The organism is Nocardioides sp. Root682 (assembly GCF_001427795.1).
In the GTDB taxonomy this organism is placed as follows: Bacteria; Actinomycetota; Actinomycetes; order Propionibacteriales; family Nocardioidaceae; genus Nocardioides.
The window spans coordinates 138,449-158,705 of record NZ_LMHJ01000002.1; the positions used below are offsets into that span (position 1 = coordinate 138,449).

14 protein-coding genes are annotated in these 20,257 nt (G+C 70.6%); 10 read left to right on the top strand and 4 right to left on the bottom strand.

What is annotated here, in order from left to right; all coding sequences use genetic code 11:
- The 7 genes from ASD84_RS12990 (at position 1) to ASD84_RS13020 (ending at position 9,858) form a co-directional block, all read left to right on the top strand.
- Entirely contained in the window at positions 1 to 2,994 is a 2,994-nt protein-coding gene (locus ASD84_RS12990) for a bifunctional [glutamine synthetase] adenylyltransferase/[glutamine synthetase]-adenylyl-L-tyrosine phosphorylase (protein ID WP_056711217.1), read from the top strand.
- A 160-nt stretch (positions 2,995 to 3,154) separates the two neighbouring features.
- A complete protein-coding gene (locus ASD84_RS12995) occupies positions 3,155 to 3,703 on the top strand; it encodes a manganese efflux pump MntP family protein (protein WP_056711218.1) in 549 nt (182 codons plus the stop codon).
- A gap of 70 nt (positions 3,704 to 3,773) precedes the next feature.
- Positions 3,774 to 5,819: a hypothetical protein gene (locus ASD84_RS13000; protein WP_056711220.1), complete on the top strand. Its 2,046-nt coding sequence runs from the start codon at positions 3,774 to 3,776 to the stop codon at positions 5,817 to 5,819.
- A 56-nt stretch (positions 5,820 to 5,875) separates the two neighbouring features.
- Positions 5,876 to 6,913 (top strand): FecCD family ABC transporter permease, encoded by a 1,038-nt coding sequence (locus ASD84_RS13005; protein WP_056711223.1) that lies wholly within the window; start codon positions 5,876 to 5,878, stop codon positions 6,911 to 6,913.
- On the top strand, positions 6,910 to 7,974 hold the full coding sequence (locus ASD84_RS13010) for a FecCD family ABC transporter permease (protein ID WP_200954561.1): 1,065 nt from the start codon (positions 6,910 to 6,912) through the stop codon (positions 7,972 to 7,974). The genes ASD84_RS13005 and ASD84_RS13010 overlap by 4 nt, the downstream gene beginning before the upstream one ends.
- The gene (locus tag ASD84_RS13015) at positions 7,971 to 8,783 is read left to right on the top strand and encodes an ABC transporter ATP-binding protein (protein WP_056711225.1); all 813 of its coding nucleotides are present in this window, start codon (positions 7,971 to 7,973) and stop codon (positions 8,781 to 8,783) included. Before ASD84_RS13010 ends, ASD84_RS13015 begins: the two co-directional genes overlap by 4 nt.
- 37 nt (positions 8,784 to 8,820) lie before the next feature.
- Entirely contained in the window at positions 8,821 to 9,858 is a 1,038-nt protein-coding gene (locus ASD84_RS13020; RefSeq protein WP_056711227.1) for an iron-siderophore ABC transporter substrate-binding protein, read from the top strand.
- Positions 9,859 to 9,906: 48 nt separating this feature from the next.
- Here ASD84_RS13020 and ASD84_RS13025 read toward each other — a convergent pair whose 3' ends face one another.
- Positions 9,907 to 10,125: a hypothetical protein gene (locus tag ASD84_RS13025; RefSeq protein WP_200954563.1), complete on the bottom strand. Its 219-nt coding sequence runs from the start codon at positions 10,123 to 10,125 to the stop codon at positions 9,907 to 9,909.
- Positions 10,125 to 11,564: a glycosyltransferase gene (locus tag ASD84_RS13030; RefSeq protein WP_056711231.1), complete on the bottom strand. Its 1,440-nt coding sequence runs from the start codon at positions 11,562 to 11,564 to the stop codon at positions 10,125 to 10,127. Before ASD84_RS13030 ends, ASD84_RS13025 begins: the two co-directional genes overlap by 1 nt.
- A gap of 179 nt (positions 11,565 to 11,743) precedes the next feature.
- On the opposite strand from ASD84_RS13030, the gene ASD84_RS13035 reads away from it, so the two are divergent.
- A complete protein-coding gene (locus tag ASD84_RS13035) occupies positions 11,744 to 13,855 on the top strand; it encodes a putative bifunctional diguanylate cyclase/phosphodiesterase (RefSeq protein ID WP_056711233.1) in 2,112 nt (703 codons plus the stop codon).
- 76 nt (positions 13,856 to 13,931) lie between these two features.
- Here the strand turns inward: ASD84_RS13035 and ASD84_RS13040 are convergent, their stop codons facing one another.
- Both ASD84_RS13040 and ASD84_RS13045 read right to left on the bottom strand, forming a co-directional pair.
- Positions 13,932 to 15,347, bottom strand: coding sequence for a GGDEF domain-containing protein (locus ASD84_RS13040; RefSeq protein WP_056711234.1), 1,416 nt, complete (start codon positions 15,345 to 15,347; stop codon positions 13,932 to 13,934).
- An 86-nt stretch (positions 15,348 to 15,433) separates the two neighbouring features.
- Positions 15,434 to 17,269, bottom strand: a complete 1,836-nt coding sequence (locus tag ASD84_RS13045; RefSeq protein ID WP_082573578.1) for a diguanylate cyclase domain-containing protein — start codon at positions 17,267 to 17,269, stop codon at positions 15,434 to 15,436.
- A 148-nt stretch (positions 17,270 to 17,417) separates the two neighbouring features.
- Between ASD84_RS13045 and ASD84_RS13050 the strand changes: the two genes are divergently transcribed.
- On the top strand, positions 17,418 to 19,742 hold the full coding sequence (locus ASD84_RS13050; protein ID WP_056711238.1) for a molybdopterin cofactor-binding domain-containing protein: 2,325 nt from the start codon (positions 17,418 to 17,420) through the stop codon (positions 19,740 to 19,742).
- Between the two features lie 9 nt (positions 19,743 to 19,751).
- Entirely contained in the window at positions 19,752 to 20,234 is a 483-nt protein-coding gene (locus ASD84_RS13055) for a (2Fe-2S)-binding protein (protein WP_056712155.1), read from the top strand.
- Positions 20,235 to 20,257 lie beyond the last annotated feature (23 nt).

Sequence of the window (20,257 nt, forward strand, 5' to 3'; positions counted from 1 at the left end):
ATGACGCCGGCTGACCACCGCCGGACCAGCCGCAGCGACCTGCTGCGGCTGGGGTTCGTGGACCTCGACCGCGCTGTCGTGGAGCTCGAAGAGCTCGGCATGGATGCGGCCGACCTGCTGGCGTTCCTCGGCCAGACCGCCGACCCCGATGCGGCCCTCGCCGCGTTGTGCCGCCTCGCCGACGCGGTCGAGGACCGGGCCGCGCTGTTGACCGCCCTCCGCGACGACGAGGGTACGGCGATGCGGCTGCTCTGCGTGCTCGGTGCGAGCACCGCACTGGCCGATCACCTGTGCCATCACCCCGAGCAGTGGCTCGAGCTCACCGATCCCGACCTGGGGTCGACCCGCCCGGCGGCATGGGCGATGCGGGCGTCGCTGCTGGCTGCGGTGGGCGCCGACGCGGCCAATCCGGTGCCGGTCGCGACCGCGCCTGACAACGAAGCCGTGGACGCGCTGCGTGTCGAGTACCGCCGCCAGCTGCTGCGCCTCGCGTCCCGCGACCTCACCCACCACCTCGGCGTCGACGACGCGGCCGCGGAGCTCTCGGACCTCGCCGCGGGGACCCTGGACGCCGCGCTTGCCGTGGCCCGCCAACGGATCGGCCCCGAGTGCGCCACCGTGCGTCTCGGCGTGATCGCGATGGGCAAGTGCGGCGGCCACGAGCTGAACTACGTCTCCGACGTCGACGTGATCTTCCTGCACGCCCCGACCGACCCGGACGCGGACGATGCCGTCGTCGCGGCCAGCGGCAGGATCGCGTCCCGGCTCGCGGCCCAGCTGATGCAGGTCTGCTCGCAGCACACGGCCGAGGGCACCATCTGGCCGGTGGACGCGGCGCTGCGCCCGGAGGGCAAGGCCGGTCCGCTGAGCCGGACCCTGGCCAGCCACCAGAGCTACTACGAGCGCTGGGCCGAGCAGTGGGAGTTCCAGGCGCTGCTCAAGGCCCGACCGGTCGCCGGCGACCTCGCCCTCGGACAGGCGTTCGTCGACATGGTCGCCCCGATGGTGTGGTCGGCGGCGGACCGGGAGGGCTTCGTCGACGCCGCCCGTGCCATGCGTCGACGGGTCCTCGAGCACATCCCGGCGAAGGAGGCGGAGCGCCAGCTGAAGCTCGGCGCCGGCGGCCTGCGCGACGTCGAGTTCGCCGTCCAGCTGCTGCAGCTGGTCCATGGTCGCGCCGACGAACGGATCCGGCCCTCCACCACGTTGAGCGCGCTGGCCGAGCTGAGCCGTGGTGGCTACGTCGGGCGGGAGGACGGTGAGGCGCTCCATCGCGCCTACGGCTTCCTGCGGCAGCTGGAGCACCGCATCCAGCTGCACCGGATGCAGCGCACGCACGTCGTACCCTCCGACGCCCCGTCGATGCGGCGCCTCGGCCGCAGCCTGGGCTTTCTCAAGGAGTCGGAGAAGCGGCTCGACGAGACGTGGCAGGGCTACCGCCGCGAGGTCAGCCGGCTGCACCAGAAGATCTTCTACCGGCCCCTGTTGAGCGCCGTGGCCCGGATCGGGTCCGACGAGGTCCGCCTGTCCTCGGAAGCAGCGGGCGCCCGGTTGACGGCCCTGGGGTACGCCGACGCGGAGGCCGCGTTGCGCAACCTGGAGGCGCTGACGGCGGGGGTCAGCCGTACCTCCGCCATCCAGCGCACCCTGCTGCCGGCGATGCTGCAGTGGTTCGCCGAGTGCCCCGATCCCGACGGGGGACTGTTCGGCTTCCGGCGGATCAGCGAGGCGCTCGGCCGGACACCCTGGTACCTCTCCACGCTCCGCGACGAGGGCGAGGTCGCCGAGCGCCTGGCCCACCTGCTCGCGACCTCCCGCTACTGCACCGACCTGCTCGAGCGCGAGCCTGCCGGGGTGCGTCTGCTCGCCGGCGACCTCCGGCCGCTGGGCTCGGACGCACTCACCGAGGAGATGCTCGCGACCGCCGGCCGCCAGGAGGGGGACAAGGCGGTGCGGGCCGTGCGCGCCGTACGACGACGCGAGCTGTTGCGGATCGCGGCCGGTGACGTCCTCGGTCTGGTCACGGTCGACGAGGTCGGCTTCGCGCTGTCCCGGCTCACCGACGCCACGCTCGAGGTGACCCTGGAAGTGGCGGGTCAGACCGTCCGTCGCCAGCGCCACCTCGAGTCCGCGCCGACCCGGATGGCGATCGTCGCGATGGGCCGGTACGGCGGTTTCGAGCTGTCCTACGGCAGCGACGCCGACGTCCTGTTCGTCCACGACCCCGTCGACGGCGCCGATGCGCACCAGGCCGGCTCCTACGCGCGTGCCGTTGCCGAAGAGGTACGACGGGCGCTGGGTGCGCCGGGCCCCGACCCGGCGCTCGTGGTCGATGCCGACCTGCGCCCCGAGGGCCGTCAGGGGGCGCTGGTGCGGACCCTCGAGTCGTACGCCGCCTACTACGCGAAGTGGTCGCACGTGTGGGAGGCGCAGGCGTTGCTCCGTGCGGACGCGGTGGTGGGTGACCCGGTGCTGCGTGAGCGCTTCACGGCGCTCATCGACCCGTTGCGCTACCCCGAGCAGGGCCTGAGCGACGACGACGTCGTGGAGGTCCGGCGGATCAAGGGCCGTGTCGACAAGGAGCGACTGCCGCGCAACGCCGACCCGACCCTGCACTTCAAGCTCGGCCGTGGCGGACTCGCCGACATCGAGTGGACGGTGCAGCTGTTGCAGCTGCGCCACGGTGCGCAGGTCGAGGGGCTGCGCACGGCGCAGACCCTCGCGGCACTGGCCGCGGCCGCCGACGCCGACCTGCTCACCCACGAGGACGCGGAGACCCTCGCGACGTCGTGGCGGATGGCCTCCCGGGTGCGCAACGGGCTCCTTCTCGCGCGCGGCAGGGCGGGGGACCAGTTCCCTCGCGCGACGCTCGAGCGGCGTGCGATGGCGGGGATCCTCGGCTATCAGCTGGACGAGACGGACCGGGTCCTGGACGACTACCTGCGCATCACGCGCCGGGCTCGCGCGGTGGTCGATCGGGTCTTCTGGGAGTGATCGAGACACCCGGGTGCGGTCCTGCCCCGGATGGCCCCGGAGAACCATTGGTATGACATGATGGACGCCGTCGGGCCGCGACCGCCCCCCCCAGAGGTCGCGGCCCGGCGCCTATGTTTTTGGCCCTGAGCGGCCTGTCCAGCAGGAAACGGAATCTTCGATGACCACCCTCGAGCTCGTCGTCCTCGCCTTTGCGCTGGCCATGGACGCGGTGGCCGTGTCGCTCGCCGAGGGACTCCGGCTGCGCCGCCCGCGGTGGCGTGACGCCGTGCTGATGGCCGGCATGTTCGGGCTGTTCCAGGCGCTGATGCCGGTGCTCGGCTGGGTGCTGGCCTTCTGGTTCGCCGATGCCGTCGAGACCGCGACGCCGTGGATCGCGTTCGGCCTGCTCAGCCTGATCGGCGCCAAGATGCTGTGGGAGTCCTTCGGGGACGATGCCGAGGACCACACCACCCCGATCGTGACGGTGCGCTCGGTCCTGCCGCTGGCCATCGCCACCTCGATCGATGCCGCAGCCGTCGGCGTCACCTTCGGGGTGCTGGAGGTCGACGTCGCACCGGCGGTCCTGTTGATCGGTGTCGTCACCTTCGTGCTGGCGCTCGCGGCCGTCTTCATCGGTGCCCGGGTGGGGGAGCGGCTCGGGCGCTGGGCGACCGTGGTCGGTGGCCTGATCCTGATCACGATCGGCCTGCGCATCCTGATCGGCTGAGGACAGATCGGGGGCTGGACCACGGGCGGTTCACTGTTCAGGTACCTGTGACGAGCAGTAACGTCAGAACATGTTCCTCGCCGTTGAAGAAGCTCCCCCCGCGGGCGGAGCCGCGCTCGACCAGGTCCTGATCGCGGCCGCGGCCTTCGCCGTCATCTACATCCCGATCGGGATCTTCCTGATGCGAGAACGCGACGGGAAGTCGACGATCATCGGGCGCCTGGCCGACCGGGTCTCAGCCATCGACGGGCTTCCCCGGTGGGCTGGCCTGCCCGGCTACCTGGCGGTGGCCGCTCTGCTCTCCTGCGCGTTCGGCGTCTACTGGGACGTCCCGATCCACATGCAGAACGGCCGCGACGAGGGGCCGCTGGCGAACCCGTCGCACTTCCCGATCATGTTCGGCATCTTCTTCTTCCTGGCAGCGGGCGTGATCTCTGCGGGTCTGGCCAAGGACCCGTTGCCGCGTCGTACCTTCGCGCTGACACCGAAGTGGCGGGTCCCCATGGGCACGCTGGTGCTTCTCGGGGCGGGCCTGATCGCCGCTGCGGGCTTCCCTGCCGACGACGTGTGGCACCGCCTGTTCGGCCAGGACGTCACCGAGTGGGGGCCCACCCACGTGATGATGATCGGCGGCGCCGTCACCTGCATCCTGTCCGTTCCCCTGCTGTTCGCAGAGGCAGCGCAGGTGGGTCACGCGCCGGCCCGCACCTGGCTCCGCTTCGGTGGCCTCGCCACCGGTGGCCTGCGCCTGTTCGGCAAGATCCTGCCGCCCGTGCGCCGCGAGGCGCCGGAGTCGGTCATCGCCGACCGCGGGGCCTGGGCGACCCGCCTGCTCATGACCATCGTGATCGGCATCTGCATCATCCCGATGGCGTTCCTGATGGAGTTCGACCTCGGCGTCCCGCAGTTCCCCGCCGCGACCCTGTTCATCATCTCCGGCTTCCTGACCGGCTGGATCTTCGTGGCCGGCCGGCTCTTCTTCGGGCCCGGCGGCGCCCTGGTGACCTGGCTGACCTACACGGTCGTGCGCCTGCTCATCTTCGCGATGACGCTGCCGGTCCCCGACATCCACCGCGCCCACTGGCTGCTCTTCCTCGGACCGGCGCTGTGCATCGAGCTGCTGGCGCTCGTCGTGCGGAACCGGGGTCCGATCTTCGCGGGCGCCGCCGGAGTGCTCGCGGGCACGGTCGGCCTGGCGACCGAGTGGTGGTGGATGGACTTCTTCATGCCCTATCCGCTGCCGCCCGAGACGCAGCAGATGCCGTTGATGCTGACGGTCGGCGGCATCGCCGCCGCCGGTGGCGGTCTTCTCGGCTGGTCGTTCGCGCGGCACGTCGAGCGGATCGCCGAGCTGCCCGGCACCTTCGCGCCGGTGCAGGAGTCCCGTGCGGCGTCCGGCCGTTGGCTCGGCACCGCCGGAGTGCTCGCGTTCGTCGTGCTGATGGCCGTCTTCGCCCCGCCGACCAGTGCCGGTGAGGTCAAGGTGGTCAAGGAGTGCGACGGCGACGACTGCCGGACGACGTACCAACCGGTCGAGGGCACCGACGTCATCTCGGGGCGGGTCTCCTACGACGACAACTGCATCGGCACCGAGGGCTGCCGGTCCGTCGTCACCGTGCGCACCGATCCGGTCGATGCCGCGGACGACGCCGTCTGGATCTCGGCGCTGGCCTACCAGGGCAAGCACGAGAACGACGGGAACGTCCCCGGCAACGGCATGCTCAGCATCGCGATGGAGCCCACCGGCACCGACGGCGAGTTCCGCAGCACGGACCCGCTGCCGCTGTACGGCGACTGGAAGGTGCTGGTCCGCCTGCACCTCGCGCCCACGACCATGGTCTCGATCCCGCTGCACATGCCGGCCGACCTCGCGATCGACGGTCCCGCGGCGGGACTGGTCCAGGTCGAGGACGGCGCCGACGCCGCCTTCGTGCACGAGCCGTTCATGCTCCAGCGTGAGCGGAAGCCGGACGTCCCGGTCTGGCTCTGGGCCGTGATGTACGGCGTCGTGATCGCGTCCTGGCTGGCATTGCTGGCGTTCTACGGCTGGCTGTACTCCGCGGCCGCGCGAGCGTCGGGCGCGGCAGCGACGAAGGAGACCGCACCGGCGAGCTGAGCCTGGGGCGGGGTGCACCGGCAGGAGCGTGCGGACCGGTGTGAGATTATTAGGTTATGCAAACCTTGGTCGACGCCCCGGCGCGTGTGCCGGAGCGTGCCCTGGTGGCCCTCGGGAGCTCGCGACGCGTGCTGGTCCTCGGGGGCGCGCTGGTGCTCCTGCTCGCCGGGGTGGTGCTCAGCCTCGCGCTGGGTGTTCGTGAAGTCGCGCTCGGGGAGTCCTGGCGCGCGCTGACCGATCCGGTCGTCGGCAACGTCGACCACGCCGTGATCCGCGGACAGCGGGTGCCGCGCACGATCATCGCGCTGCTGGCCGGCGCCGCCCTCGGGCTGGCGGGCGTCCTGAGCCAGGGGATCACCCGCAACCCGCTGGCCGACCCGGGCCTGCTCGGTCTCAACGCGGGCGCGGGACTCGGCATCGTCGTGGCCGCCACCGCCTTCGGCGTCATGTCGCCCCTGGGCGCCGTGTGGTTCGCCTTCCTCGGTGCCGCCGTCGCCGCGGTCGCCGTCTTCGCGATCGGTCACGGCCGACCGGTGCAGCTCGCACTGGCCGGTGCGACGCTCACCGCGTTGCTCACGCCGATCTCGAACCTCGTCCTGTTCCGCGACGTCGACGCACTCAACAGCCTGCGGTACTGGTCGGTCGGCGCGCTCACCGGCCGCGACCTGGCCGCCGTCGCGGTCCTGTGGCCGTTCATCCTCGTGGGTGCGGCCATCGCGCTGTTCGTCGCGCACCGCCTCAACGGGCTCGCACTCGGGGACGACGTCGCCGCAGCCCTCGGCCAGAGCGTCGGCACCACCCGGGCGATCACGGGCATCGCGATCATCTGCCTCGCCGGCGCCGCCACGGCCCTCGCCGGTCCGATCGCGCTGGTCGGCCTCGCCGTCCCGCACGCCGCCCGTCGCCTGATCGGCACGGACTACCGGTGGACCGTCCCGCTGTGTGCGCTGCTCGGGCCGGTGATGCTGCTGGCCGCCGACATCATCGGGCGCCTGGTCAAGGCCGACGAGCTCGAGGCGGGCGTCGTCGCGGCCATCATCGGTGCACCGGTGCTGATCGCCGTGGCCCGCGGCCGACGGGTGGCCGGGCTGTGACCACCCCACTGACCGTGACCGCCCAGGCACGCACTCTCGACCTGGGCACGATCGCCCGGATCCGCCGCCGCCACCGGGTGCGCACCCTCGTCGTGGTCGCCGTGGGTGTCGCCACCTGCCTGAGCCTGCTGCTGATCACCTTCGGCCTCGGCGCAGCGGGCGTGCCGCCCGAGCGATCGTTGCCTGCCCTGTTCGGCGTGGGGGACCGGTTCGACCTCCTCGTCGTCCGTGAGCTCCGACTGCCCCGCGCGACGGCGGCGATCGTCGCGGGCATTGCCTTCGGGCTGGCGGGTGCGCTGTTCCAGTCGACCCTGCGCAACAACCTCGCCAGCCCCGACATCCTCGGCATCTCCGGCGGTGCGTCCCTCGGGGCCGTCACCGCCGTCGTCGGGTACGGCGCCGCGGGCACCTCGGTCAACCTCGCAGCCTTCGCGGGCGCGCTCGGCGCCGCGGTCGCGATCTGGGTGCTGGCCTGGCGCAACGGACTGCACGGCATCCGCTTCGTGCTGGTCGGTGTCGGCATTGCCTATCTCTGCGGCTCGCTGATCTCCTGGCGGCTCGCGGAGGCCGAGCTGCGCGAGGCCGGGACGGTGCTGCTGTGGACCGTGGGCAGCGTGGCGGACGTCCGCGACGGCACCCTCGGTGTCCTCACGCTCGGCGTGCTCGTCCTGGTCCTGCTCACCGTCCCGATCGCGCGCGAGCAGCGCGCCCTGGCGCTCGGCGACGAGCATGCCCAGGGGCTCGGCCTGGGGCCGACCCGTGCGCGCCTGCTGGCCCTGCTGATCGGCGTCGGGCTGGTGGCGCTGGCGACGGCAGTCGCCGGACCGGTGGCCTTCGTGGCCCTGGTCTCCCCGGCGATCGCGCGGCGCCTGGTCGATGACGGTGGCCCGGCCCTGGTGGCCTCGGCGGTCGTCGGCGCGACGTTGACGATGGTCTCCGACGTGGTGGGGCAGTACGCGTTGCCCGGCCTCACCGCACCGGTCGGCATCGTGACCGGGCTCGTCGGGGCGCCGTACCTCCTGTGGCTGTTGGCCCGAAGCGATCGAAAGGCGAGTGCATGAGCACCTCCATCACGGCAGAGGGCGTGTCCCTCGGCTACCGGGGACACCCCGTCATCGAGGACCTCGATCTCGCGCTCCCTCCCGGCAAGGTGACGGCCATCGTGGGGCCCAACGCCTGTGGCAAGTCGACGCTGCTGCGCGGCCTGGCCCGGCTCCACCCGCTCTCGGGCGGCCGGGTGTCCATCGACGGCCAGGACATCGGCGGCCTGTCGCGTCGTGACCTCGCGCGGCTGGTGGGCGTGCTGCCCCAGTCGTCGATCGCCCCCGACGGGGTCCGTGTCGCCGAGCTCGTCGGCCGCGGCCGCTTCCCGCACCAGGGCTGGTTCGGTCGCCACAGCAGCCAGGACGACCAGATCGTGATGCGTTCGCTGGAGGCCACCGGCGTGGCCGACCTCGCCGAGCGCCGGCTGGAGGAACTCTCCGGCGGACAACGGCAGCGTGTCTGGATCGCCATGGTGCTCGCCCAGGAGACCGACGCCGTCCTGCTGGACGAACCGACGACGTACCTCGACGTCACCCACCAGCTCGAGCTGCTCGACCTGCTCAGCGACCTCAACGCGGAGCGCGGCACGACCGTCGTGATGGTGCTGCACGAGCTCAATTACGCCGCCCGCTACGCCGACCACATGGTGGTGATGAGCGGGGGGAGGATCGCGGCCCAGGGCGCGCCCCGCGACGTACTGACGGTGGACTCGGTGCGCGACGCGTTCGGTCTGGAGGCCGAGGTGATCGCCGATCCGGTGACCGGTGGGCCACTCGTGGTGCCCAGGGGCCGGACCCGAGGCAGACTCGATCTGCGCGTAGGTTAGGTTTGGCTCACCTAACCCCGAGATTGAGGAGAGACACGTGCGTACACGTGCCTTCCGCCGGACCACTGCGCTCGTCGCAGGTCTGGCCACCGTTCTGACCCTCGCCGCGTGCGGCCAGGAGAGTGACGACAAGGACGCCGGCACCACCACGCTGGAGGTCACCGACAGCTTCCCGATCACCATCAAGCACGCCTTCGGTGAGACCGAGATCAAGGAAGAGCCGAAGCGCGTCGCGACCTGGGGCTGGGGCTCCACCGAGGCCGCCATCGCCTCGGGCGTCTACCCGGTCGCGATCGCCGAGCAGCTCTGGACCGTCGGCAAGGGCAACCTGCTGCCCTGGGTCGAGGAGGCGTACGACGCCAAGGGCGTCGACCACCCGACGCTGCTGCCCGACGACGGCTCCGGCTCGACGGTGCCCTACGACGAGTTCATCGCCGCGAAGCCGGACCTGATCCTCGCGCCGTACTCCGGCATCACCGAGGAGCAGTTCGACAAGCTCAACGAGATCGCCCCGACGGTCGCCTACCCCGAGGCCGCCTGGACGACGACGTGGCAGGACACCATCAAGATCACCGCGTCGGCGCTGGGACGCAGCGAGCACGGTGACAAGATCCTCGCCGACATCGACACCTTCCTCGCGGACGAGGCGAAGAAGCACCCGGAGTTCGCCGACAAGACGATCGCCGCGCTCTACCCGGGTCCGAACACGATCTCGCCGTACACCGAGCTCGACCCGCGCCTGGCGATCCTGACCAAGCTCGGCTTCGACGTCGCCCCGAGCATCGCGGAGCTCGACACCTCGGACGGCGGGTTCTACTACGAGCTGAGCTGGGAGGAGGCCGACAAGATCGACGCCGACGTCGTGGTGACGTACTTCGATGACGAGGCGCAGGCCGGTGCGTTCCTCAAGGACCAGAAGGCACTCGCCATCCCCGCGGTCGAGAACGGCGGTGTCGCCCAGGTCGTGGGCCGGGAGCGGATCTCGGCGGTGTCCCCGCCGACCGCCCTCAGCTTCCAGTGGGCCGGTGGCATGCCCGAGCTGATCAAGCTGCTCGCGGAGGCCTCGGCCAGGTGAAGAAGGTGGCCCGGTCCTCTCGGGGGCCGGGCCACTGCCGTCGTCGGCTCAGCGGGTCCCGTCGGGGTAGATGCTGCGGGTCTCGGCGCGCTCGTAGCGGCGCCGGCGGTAGTCACCGAAGTAGATCTTCGGCATGGCCTTGGCCACGGTGAGGGTCACGTAGATGACCGTGTTGATCGCCACGAACGCCGCGAGGATCGCGAACGGGTGCGAGCGCACGAGGGCCTCGGGGAACAGGATTCCCAGGGGCAGGACGGGGATGCTCATCAGGCAGCCACCTTTCGGCGCGTGGGCGTCTGGACGACTTCCTGCCAGGTGGCGGTCCGGCCCACCGACATGTCCACGATGCCCTTGAGGTAGACGATGTCGAGGAACAGGGCGTAGAAGAGCTCAGGGAACAAGGTGGCCGCCAGGAGGCGGGCCCGCCAACCTCCCCGCCACACGGTGAGGATCCGCTCGGCGGTGAAGACCAGGCCGGTTCCGAGCCAGAACGGGAACCAGACCCACGCGTCGAAGGACAGGGTCATCAGGGTCATCATCAGCAGGTAGGCCAGCAGCGCGATCACGCCGTAGCCGATGCCGAGCTGCTGGGCCCAGTAGCGGAAGGTCGCTGGCCGCATGCCGTAGGTGCCGAGGTTCTCCAGGGCGCCGCGCTGCCAGCGCAGACGCTGGACCCACAACCCGCGCCAGGTGGGCATCACCTCGGTGACGACGGTGCACTCGGCCGGTGAGACGATCAGCCCGCCCAGCGTCTTGAGGGCCAGGGTGATCTCGTTGTCCTCGGTCAGCACCAGGGTGTCGTAGACGTCGCCGGGCACGCCGGGCAGCATTTTTCCGCGCTCCTCGGCGATGGTGCGCAGGGCCCGCGGACGGAAGGCCGTCGCGGTGCCGGTGAGCACGAAGACCCGGCCGCGGCGGCGTCGCAGGTCGCGGGCGTAGCGGGTGTACTCGTTGCGCTGGAACTGGCCGATCAGTCCCTTGCCGTCCTCGCCGTAGAACATGCCGCCGATCGCCATCAGCGCGCGGTCCCCGCTCATCCGTCGTACGACGGCCTCGAGGAAGCCGGCGTCGAGGGACGTGTCCGCGTCCATGACCATGACGAGGTCGTTCTCTCCCTGGCCAGGCAGCACCTGGGCGAGCGCCTGGTTCAGCGCACCGGCCTTCTTGTGGACGTTGTCGCGGCTCTCGATCACCTCGGCGCCGGCGCGAACAGCCACGGCAATGGTGTCGTCGGTGCAGTTGTCGGCGACGACGATCACCCTCTTCGGCGGGTAGGACTGCTCGAACAGCGAGGCCAGCGTGTCCGCGATGCACTGCCCCTCGTTGTGGGCCGGCACCAACACCGTCAAGGTGGCCTCACCGTGGAACTGGCCGCGGGTCTGGGCCATCACGTGACGCGGTGACAGGGGGAGCCGTCCGGCGTCGTCACTGCGCCGGGCCCGGTTGGTGATCCGGCGCTCGAGCAGGGCGACGCCCGCGGCGAACAGGAGAGCGAGGCCGGCCGCTGCCGCGAGCGTGGTCAGGGCCGGGATCTCGTTGTCGTAGAGGAGGTGCCAGGCGCCGAGGACGATGCCGTCCGTGGACTCCGGAGCCTTGTCGTCGGTGTCGGAGACCGACCACCACAGCAGACCGGCGCCAGCGGAGGCGGTGCCGAAGATCAGCACTCCCACGGTGCGTTGGAGCCCAAGGCGCCCAGATGTCGTCATGGCTACGACGTTAGGACGAACGGAGCCCCGCACGAGCGGGTATGGCGGTGTTCTGGTCGATCGACAGACAGTGACAGGACGAAGGTCCCGACTTGCTCCGAACCCGCGCCATCCGGCCGAAGGGACCATCAGGCTGACGGTCGACGGGACCATCGGCCCCTGACGGGATGGAGGGACGCATGGGCTCCCGAACAGAGGACGCGGCGCCCGCGACCGGGATCGACAGCGAGGACCGGCTCCGCCTGGTCATCGAGGCCGCACCCAGCGCCATGATCGTCGTCAACGATCGTGGCTGCCTCGTGGTCGTCAACTCCGAGGCCGAGCGCTCCTTCGGCTACACGCGCGAGGAGCTGCTCGAGCTCCGCATCGAGGACCTCATCCCGACCCGGTTCCGCAGCCACCACGACGGAGAACGCGATGCGTACTTCGCGAACCCCGATCGGCGCGGCATGGGGGTGGGGCGTGAGCTCTACGGCCTGCGCAAGGACGGTACCGAGATGCGGGTCGAGATCGGGCTCAACCCGATCGTGATCGACGGCGAACGCTTCGTCCTCGCCTCCGTCATCGACATCACCGAGCGTTTGCGCGGGCAGGCCGCCGAGAACGCGGCCCGGCACGACGTGCTGCGCCGTTCGATCCTCGACACCATCCCGTTCAGCATCATCGCGACCGACCGGCACGGCCGGATCGTGACCGCGAACCCGGCGGCGGAGTCCTTGCTCGGCTATCAGGCCGATGAGCTGATCGACACCTCGTTGAGCGTCATCGACGGTGCGCCGCGCCAGACCTACAGCGACGGTGCACTCCGCCTCGGAGACGCGGGCGGTGACGACATCGAGTGGATCTACCGCCGCAAGGAGGGCGAGCTGATCCCCGTCCAGGAAGCGATCGTGCCCCTGGAGTCCGAGGACGGCGAGACCACCGGGTTCCTCGCCGTGGCCTACGACATCTCGCACCGGGTCGAGGCCCGCGAGCGGATGGAGCACATGGCCACCCACGACAGCCTGACGAACCTGGCCAACCGCGCGCTGCTCATCCGTCATCTCGACGAGGCACTGGAGAGGACCGCCCGTTCCTCGCTGGAGCTGGTGCTGGTCCTGCTCGACCTGGACCACTTCAAGCGGATCAACGACTCGCTGGGCCACCACATCGGCGACGAGCTGCTGCTGGTCGTCGCCGAGCGGCTGCAGGCGCGGACCCGGACCCGGACCGACGACCTCGTCGCCCGGCTCGGTGGCGACGAGTTCGTGATCGTCTTCCACGACGTCGAGCCCGGCGCTCAGATGGACCGGCGACTGACCGACCTGATGGCCGACGTGCTCGCGCCGGTGGTCGTGCACGGCTACGAGCTCGCGGTGACGGGCAGCCTCGGCGGCACCCGCTTCCCGCTCGACGGGGCGACTCCTTCCGAGCTGCTCAAGCACGCCGACATCGCGATGTACCAGGCGAAGGCCGCGGGGCGGAACAACGTCCAGTGGTTCGAGCCCCGGATGCTGGAGGAGAACAGCGACCGGCTGGCGCTCTCGGCCGCGCTGCGCCAGGCACTCGACCAGCTCGACCAGGGCGAGCTGTCGCTTGCCTACCAGCCGCAGGTGGATCTCGCATCCGGCCAGGTGGTGGGACTCGAGGCCCTGGCTCGCTGGACGAGCCCCACGCTGGGCCCGGTCGGGCCGGACCGCTTCATCCCGGTCGCCGAGGACGGCGGCATGATCACGCCCCTGGGTGGCTGGGTCCTCCGGACGGCGTGTGCTGCGCTGGCCGCACTCCAGGTCCAGATGGGCCGGTCCCTGCGCATGGCCGTCAACGTCTCGCCGCGTCAGATGCGTGGAACCGCCTGGCTCGACGAGATCGCCGACGCCCTCGAGCGTTCGGGTATCGAGCCCTCGCAGCTCGAGGTGGAGATCACCGAGGGCCTGCTGATCGACGACCACGGTGACGCTGTCGCCATGCTGGAGTCGTTGCGTGCCCTCGGCATCACCATCGTCATCGACGACTTCGGCTGCGGCTACAGCAGCCTCGCGTACCTGACGAAGTTCCCCATCGACAAGATCAAGATCGACCGCTCCTTCGTGCAGGAGATCGCGAGCGCCGACCACAACGCCGCGATCGTTGACGCCATCATCGTGATGGCGCACGCCCTCGGGATGACGGTCGTGGCGGAGGGTGTCGAGACCGAGGCCCAGGAGCGCTACCTGCGCGAGCGTGGGTGCGACGAGGTGCAGGGCTATTACTACAGTGCCGGCGTCCCCGCCGGCGCCGTGGCCATGGTCGCCCAGGCCATCGGCGGCTGACGGACTCCTCAGCGACTGCGCAAGTCCTCAGCGACTGCGCAAGTCCTCAGCGACTGCGCAGGACCTGCGCAAGACCTCAGCGACTGCGGAGCAGGTCGGCCCGGCTTGCTGCCGTCTGGTTCCGCCCGGCGCTCTTCGCGTCGTACATCGCGCGGTCGGCCGCGACGATCAGTGACTTCGCAGTGCTGCGATCGTCCGACAGCGCGTAGCCGACGCTCGCCGTGATCCGGTCGAACGGGGCGTCGGCGCTGGAGCCGTAGGGCTCGGCGATGCGACCCCTGATGCGCTCGGCGAGTTCATGGAGCTCGTGGGTTCCCGAGATCGCGGAGCACGCGACGACGAACTCGTCGCCTCCCAGGCGCGCCACCAGGTCGGAAGGGCGTACAGCGGCGGAGATCCGGCTCGCCATCTCGTCGAGGAGCAGGTCGCCCTCCCGGTGGCCCCACGCGTCGTTGACCCGCTTGAAGCCGTCGAGGTCGAGATAGATCACGCCGACCGCCTCCGGTGGCACCCGGGGCTGCACGAGCTGGGCGTCGAGGCTCTGCAGGAGAAGGGTGCGGTTGGCCAGCCCCGTGAGCGGGTCGTGCAGGGCGAGGCGGCGGAGCTCGGCGATCAACGCGTTGCGGGAGTCACGGAACAGCGCCAGTGTCAGGACGACGAAGGTCAGGCAGCCGACCATGCCCTGGGCGAGCAGCGCCTGCTCCGTGGGCGCGATGCCCTTGAGCGCGCCCAGGTCCAGCAGTGTCGGCCACACGACGGACGTTCCGGCCGCGACGAGGAACAGGGTGCTCGTCGTGGTCGAGTAGCGCAACGAGATCCACATCGCCGGCAACATGGTGGCGAAGGCGGTGGGCAGGCCGGGGTTGAACCAGAACACCCTGCCGAAGACCAGAACCGTCACCGCGATGCACGCGCAGGTCTCCGCCAGCCGGAGACCGGTCGGCGTCGACCACGACCACTGCGCGCTCCGGAGTCGGAGCGCGACGGCGACCCCGGCCAGGGCGGTGACGCCGTTGCGGACGGCGAACAGGGCGAAGGTGTCGAAGAGCTGGTCGTGCCCCGTGGCTGCGAAGTAGCCGACGGCCAGGGTCGCGGAGACGACCGTGCCGGCAGCAACCGCGACCACCAGGCGACCGAGATCGGTGGGGTCGCTCAACGTGATCGGCCGGTCGTCGTGTCCCAGGACCGCGACGATGACGCCGGCGAGCGCGACGTTGACGACGACGAACCACGCCGCGAGGCCGACCGGGGCTCCCGTGAGGAACGTGGCACCGAAGGTCACCAGGGCGAGCACGGTCCAGTGCGCGGCGGCGAGGCGGGGACGAAGGGAGCGCGTGTGCAGGGCCCAGAGCGCCGCGACGGCCGCGGCGGGCCAGATCAGCGAGATCTCACTGCCCTCGACACGGGTCGTGCGGCCCGCGAGGATCGCGAGGGCGTAGGCGATCGCGAATCCCAGGACGGGCAGGGCCGTCCAGACGGCGCGACGAGCCACGGTCGCTCTCCTTCTGTCGATGGATCTGGTTGCCCCATCGACACGCGGGCCCCGGATCAGAGGAGTTGCGACGTTCGCAGGTCGACTCAGGTGAGCGTCGCTGGCTCGCCATCGAGCGTCACGCAGTCCTTGCCTCCCTGCTTCGACCGGTACATCAGGTGGTCGGCGTGCTTGAGGAGGGTCGTGGCGGTGCAACCACGGTCGGCGAGGGCGACGCCGATGCTGCCGCTGATCCCGGTGAACTGCTCGCCGGACTCCAGCGGATAGGGCTGCCGCACCTCGAGCCGGATCCGTTCGGCGAGGGCCTCGAGATCATTCCGGCTGCCGACGCCGAGGCACAGGACGGCGAACTCGTCGCCCCCGATCCGGGCGACCGTGTCGTCGGGGCGCACGGCGGCGCGGAGCCGCTCGGCGACCCGGATCAGCACTCCGTCGCCCTCGCTGTGTCCCCAGCTGTCGTTGACCTGCTTGAAGCCGTCGAGGTCGAGGAAGATCAGCCCGATCCTGGGTGCTGGACGACGCGTGAGCGCCTCCTCGAGCCGGTGCGTGAGCAGGGTGCGGTTGGCGAGCCCGGTCAGGGGATCGTGCGAGGCCAGGTGATGGAGCTCGGCCTCGGACTGCTTGCGGGCGGTGATGTCGGTCGCGATGCCGATGTAGCCGCTGGGCCTGCCGTCGACGATCCGCATCGCGCTCACGGTGAGGCTCACCGGCAGCGTGCTGCCGTCGCGGCGGACGTAGGTCCACTCGCGCTCGTCCGAGGATCCCGGCGCCACGTCGTGGATGAGGACCTCGAACCCCGGCTCGATGCCGAGCTGGTCCGCCCGGTCGGCCAGCTCGCGGGGATCGTGGAGCACGGCCGGGGTCTGCCCGATCATGGCGGCGCAGCTCCAGCCGAGCATGCGTTCCGCACCGACGTTGAACACCGTGATCCGGCCCTCGGGGTCGGTGCCGATGATGGAGAGCTCGGACGCGGCACCGAGCACGTCGGCGAGCAGGCCGGCTTCCTCACCAGCCCGTCGGCGGGCTGCTTCGAGCTGCACGATCAACCCGTCGCGGGAGTCACGGAACAGCGCCAGTGACAGCACCACCATGGTCAGGCTGCCGACCATGCCCTGGGCCAGCAACGCCTGCACGTGCGGCTCGATGCCGGTCAGGGCGCCGCGGTCGAGCAGGGTTGCCCACACGATCGATGCGCCCGCTGCCGAGAGGAAGAGGGTGCTCGTCGTGGTCGGGTAGCGCAACGCGATCCACATCGCCGGCAGCATGACGGCGAAGGCGGTCGGCAACCCCGGGTTGAACCAGTAGACCCGGCCGAAGATCGCGACCGTCACGACGAGGCAGACGAGTCCCTCCAGCAGCTGGGCCGGGGAGGGGCGTGGCCAGCGCCAGGTGGCTTCCTTGAGCCGCATCACCAGGGCCACACCGGCGAGCGCGGTGACCCCGTTGCGGACAGCGAACAGCGCGAAGGTCCGAGGCGGGTCTTCCTGCCCGGCATGGACGAAGAAGGCGGTCGCCAGCGCTGCGGCAACGAGCGTCCCGGCGCCCACTGCCACCACGAGTCGACGCAGGTCGGTCGGATCGCGCAGGGCCACCGGTCCGCCGCCGCGACCCAGGACGGCCGTCGCCACCCCCGCGAGCCCGGCGTTGACCAGGACGAACCACGCGGAGAGATCCCATGCGGCGCCCGTGACCCGGGTGACCACGAGAGTCAGCAGTGCGAACAGGGCTGCGTGGGCCACGGCGGCGGCGCGCGGCAGGGTCCGGATGTGCAGGCCCCACAGCACGGCGACGGCGGCGGCGGGCCAGACCAGGGAGACTTCGCTGCCCTCCACGCGCGTCGCGCGACCGATCAGGATGGACAGGGTGAAGGCGACGCCGAAGGCCACGGCGGGCAGTGCTGCCCGAGCGAGGCGTCCGGCCACGGTCCGCTCCACTTCTGTCGACGGGGTACGTGACCCATCGGCAGGCACGGAACGGATCAGAGAATTCCGTCGTGGCCGACCGGACCAACCGTTGACCAATCTTGCTTCGCCATGCTGCAGTGACAACCGTCACATCTTGGGGGCGAACATGGGGAAACAAGCAGGGCGCGAGCCTGCCGCGAGGCTGAGCAGGCGGTCCTTCGTCGGGTACGTCGTCGGGGGCACCAGCCTGATGGTGATGGCCGACCTGGCGCTCGGGGCGAGTCCGGCGAGCGCCGTACCCATCCCGTCGGTGCCACAGATTCCTGAGCTCTACGACCTCAACGACTTCCTGGTGCACTGCACTCTGCCCACGGCCAACCACGTCGGGATCCGGATCGACGAGCAGGGTGATGCCCACTTCGCGCTGCCCAGGATGGAGGTCGGCCAGGGCATCACGACGGCGGTCGCCATGTTGATCGCCGAGGAGCTGGACCTGCCGCTGGACCGGGTGCACGTCACCCTCGCCCCGGCGCGCCCGGAGCTGCTGTTCAACCAGCTCACCGGCGGGTCGAACACGATCATCTCGATGTACACCCCGATCCGGGTGGCTGCCGCCGTCGCGCGCAAGGCCCTGCTCGAGGCCGCTGCGATCCAGCTCGGCGCCCTGCTCACCTCGCTGGTCGCGAAGGGCGGCGTCATCTCGGCGCCCGACGGTTCTTCGGTGACGTACGGCGACGTCGCCACCGCGGCCGCTGCTCCGACGACCCGGCAGGTGAAGGTCACGCTCAAGGCGGCCGCCGAGCGGACCGTGGTCGGCACGCCGCAGCGCCGGATCGACGCACTCGACGCGGTGACCGGCCGCAAGCAGTTCGCGATGGACATCGCCGTCCCGGACGCGCTGCCGACCATGGTGTGCCGGGCGCCCGACCTCAACGGCACGGCGAAGTCGATCCGCAACGAGGCCGCCGTCAAGGCGATGGCGGGGGTGACCCACGTGGCGATCATCGAGACCGGCGTGGCCGTGCGCGCGCGGACCTTCGGTCAGTGCATCGACGCCGTGCGGGCCCTCGACGTCGAGTGGAACGCCGGCCCGGTCGCGGGCAAGTCGGCCCCGGACATCCTCAAGGAGCTGCGTGCCGCCCAGCTGCCGCTGGTCGTGCCCAAGGCCGGTGCCGCGACCCTGGACGGCGACTTCGTCTTCCACTTCCGCAGCGGTTCGGCGCTCGAGCCGAACTGTGCGATCGCCGACGTCCGGGCTGACTCCGCGACCATCTGGGCGGGCCTGAAGTCACCCATCGACGCGCAGTCGAAGATCGCGAAGATCCTCGGGCTGTTCCAGAAGCAGGTCAGCGTCAACGTGGTCCAGGGCGGCGGCTCGTTCGGGCGCAAGCTGTTCAGCGACGGCGCGATCGAGGCGGCGCGGGCATCGAAGGCGTTCGGTGCGCCGGTGAAGCTGATGTGGCACCGCGCCGACGAACCCCGCCAGGGCAGGGTGCACCCGATGGCCGTCTCCCGGATCCGGGCGACCGTGCTGCTCGGCAGCGTGATCAGCTTCGAGCAGCGGCACACCGCGGTCCCGACCGACTTCCGCCACGGTCTCGGCGAACGGCTGACCGCAGAGGTGTCGGCGCTGCCGACCGGGCTCGGCAACCTGGGCTTCTCGGAGACGGTGTTCATGCTGACTCAGGAGCTGCCGTACAACTTCGGCGTCATCACGCAGCTGCTCAACGAGCCCAAGCCGGCGCCCGACAGGTTCAACACCAGCTCGGTGCGCAACATCTACTCGCCCGACGTGGCCACGGCCAACGAGCTGATGGTCGACCAGCTCGCGAAACGGCTCAAGCAGGACCCGGTCGCGTTCCGGCGCTCGTACCTCAAGAGCCGCGTCGTGAAACGGGTGCTGAACCGGGCAGCCGAGCTCGGTGAGTGGGGCCGGGCGATGCCGGCCGGCACGGCCCAGGGGATCGCGATCCACAAGGAGTACAAGGGCGCGACCGCCGTCCTGGTCGAGATCGACTGCCGGCCCGAGACCGTCAACCGCAAGGTCCGCGACGCCGTCACCGGCCCGCGGGTCACCAAGGCGGTCGTGGTGATCGACGCCGGCGTGGTCATCAACCCCCTCGGCATCAAGGCCCAGATGATGGGCGGCTTCATGGACGGGATGGCGCAGGCGCTGACCTACGGCAACCACCTGGTCGACGGGCACTTCCTCGAGGCGAGCTGGGACAACTCGGCGTACACGAGGCAGTGGAACACGCCCTTCGATTTCCAGTGCGAGGTCCTCGACTCGGAGAGCAAGGTGCCCGGGGGAGTGGGTGAGGCGGGCGTCGCCGCGTCGATGGCGGCCGTGGCCTGCGCTTACGCACGGGCCACGGGGAAGATGCCGACGGAGTTCCCCATCAACTTCCACGACCCGCTGCACTTCGAGCCGAAGCCGTTCATCCCGTCCGTCCCGCAGTCGCCGACCGACGGCCTCTCCTACACGTCCTGAGGTGCACCGATGACCACGCACACCTTCAAGCTCAATGGCGAGACCGTCACCGTCGAGGTCGAGGACGACGTCCGGATCCTCTGGGTCCTGCGCGACGTCCTCGGTGTGACCGGCCCGAAGTACGGCTGCGGGATCAACGTCTGCAAGGCCTGCACGTCCCACATCAACGGCAAGGCGTTCAACCCGTGCTCGGTCCCGGTCGGCGCGATCGGCGCGGATGACGAGATCACCACGATCGAGGGCCTGGCCGACACCGTCGACGGTGACGGCCTGCACCCGATGCAGGAGGCCTGGCTGGAGCACGACGTCGCCCAGTGCGGCTACTGCCAGCCCGGTCAGATCATGGCGGCGGTGGCGCTGGTCAACCGGGTCCGCGCGGAGGACCGCGCGATCACCGAGGACGACCTCGACGCGATCCGCAACGTGTGCCGCTGCGGGACCTACTCCCGGATCCGGGACGCGGTGCGCACGGGTGCGGAGATGATGGGCTGAGGCAACCGCGCCCGTACGATTCG

Excerpts from the sequence above, each read along its gene's own strand:
- ASD84_RS12990 (WP_056711217.1), top strand. The coding sequence starts at position 1 with ATGACGCCGGCTGACCACCGCCGGACCAGCCGCAGCGACCTGCTGCGG.
- ASD84_RS12995 (WP_056711218.1), top strand. The coding sequence starts at position 3,155 with ATGACCACCCTCGAGCTCGTCGTCCTCGCCTTTGCGCTGGCCATGGAC.
- ASD84_RS13000 (WP_056711220.1), top strand. The coding sequence starts at position 3,774 with ATGTTCCTCGCCGTTGAAGAAGCTCCCCCCGCGGGCGGAGCCGCGCTC.
- ASD84_RS13005 (WP_056711223.1), top strand. The coding sequence starts at position 5,876 with ATGCAAACCTTGGTCGACGCCCCGGCGCGTGTGCCGGAGCGTGCCCTG.
- ASD84_RS13015 (WP_056711225.1), top strand. The coding sequence starts at position 7,971 with ATGAGCACCTCCATCACGGCAGAGGGCGTGTCCCTCGGCTACCGGGGA.
- ASD84_RS13025 (WP_200954563.1), bottom strand. The coding sequence starts at position 10,125 with ATGAGCATCCCCGTCCTGCCCCTGGGAATCCTGTTCCCCGAGGCCCTC.
- ASD84_RS13030 (WP_056711231.1), bottom strand. The coding sequence starts at position 11,564 with ATGACGACATCTGGGCGCCTTGGGCTCCAACGCACCGTGGGAGTGCTG.
- ASD84_RS13035 (WP_056711233.1), top strand. The coding sequence starts at position 11,744 with ATGGGCTCCCGAACAGAGGACGCGGCGCCCGCGACCGGGATCGACAGC.
- ASD84_RS13050 (WP_056711238.1), top strand. The coding sequence starts at position 17,418 with ATGGGGAAACAAGCAGGGCGCGAGCCTGCCGCGAGGCTGAGCAGGCGG.
- ASD84_RS13055 (WP_056712155.1), top strand. The coding sequence starts at position 19,752 with ATGACCACGCACACCTTCAAGCTCAATGGCGAGACCGTCACCGTCGAG.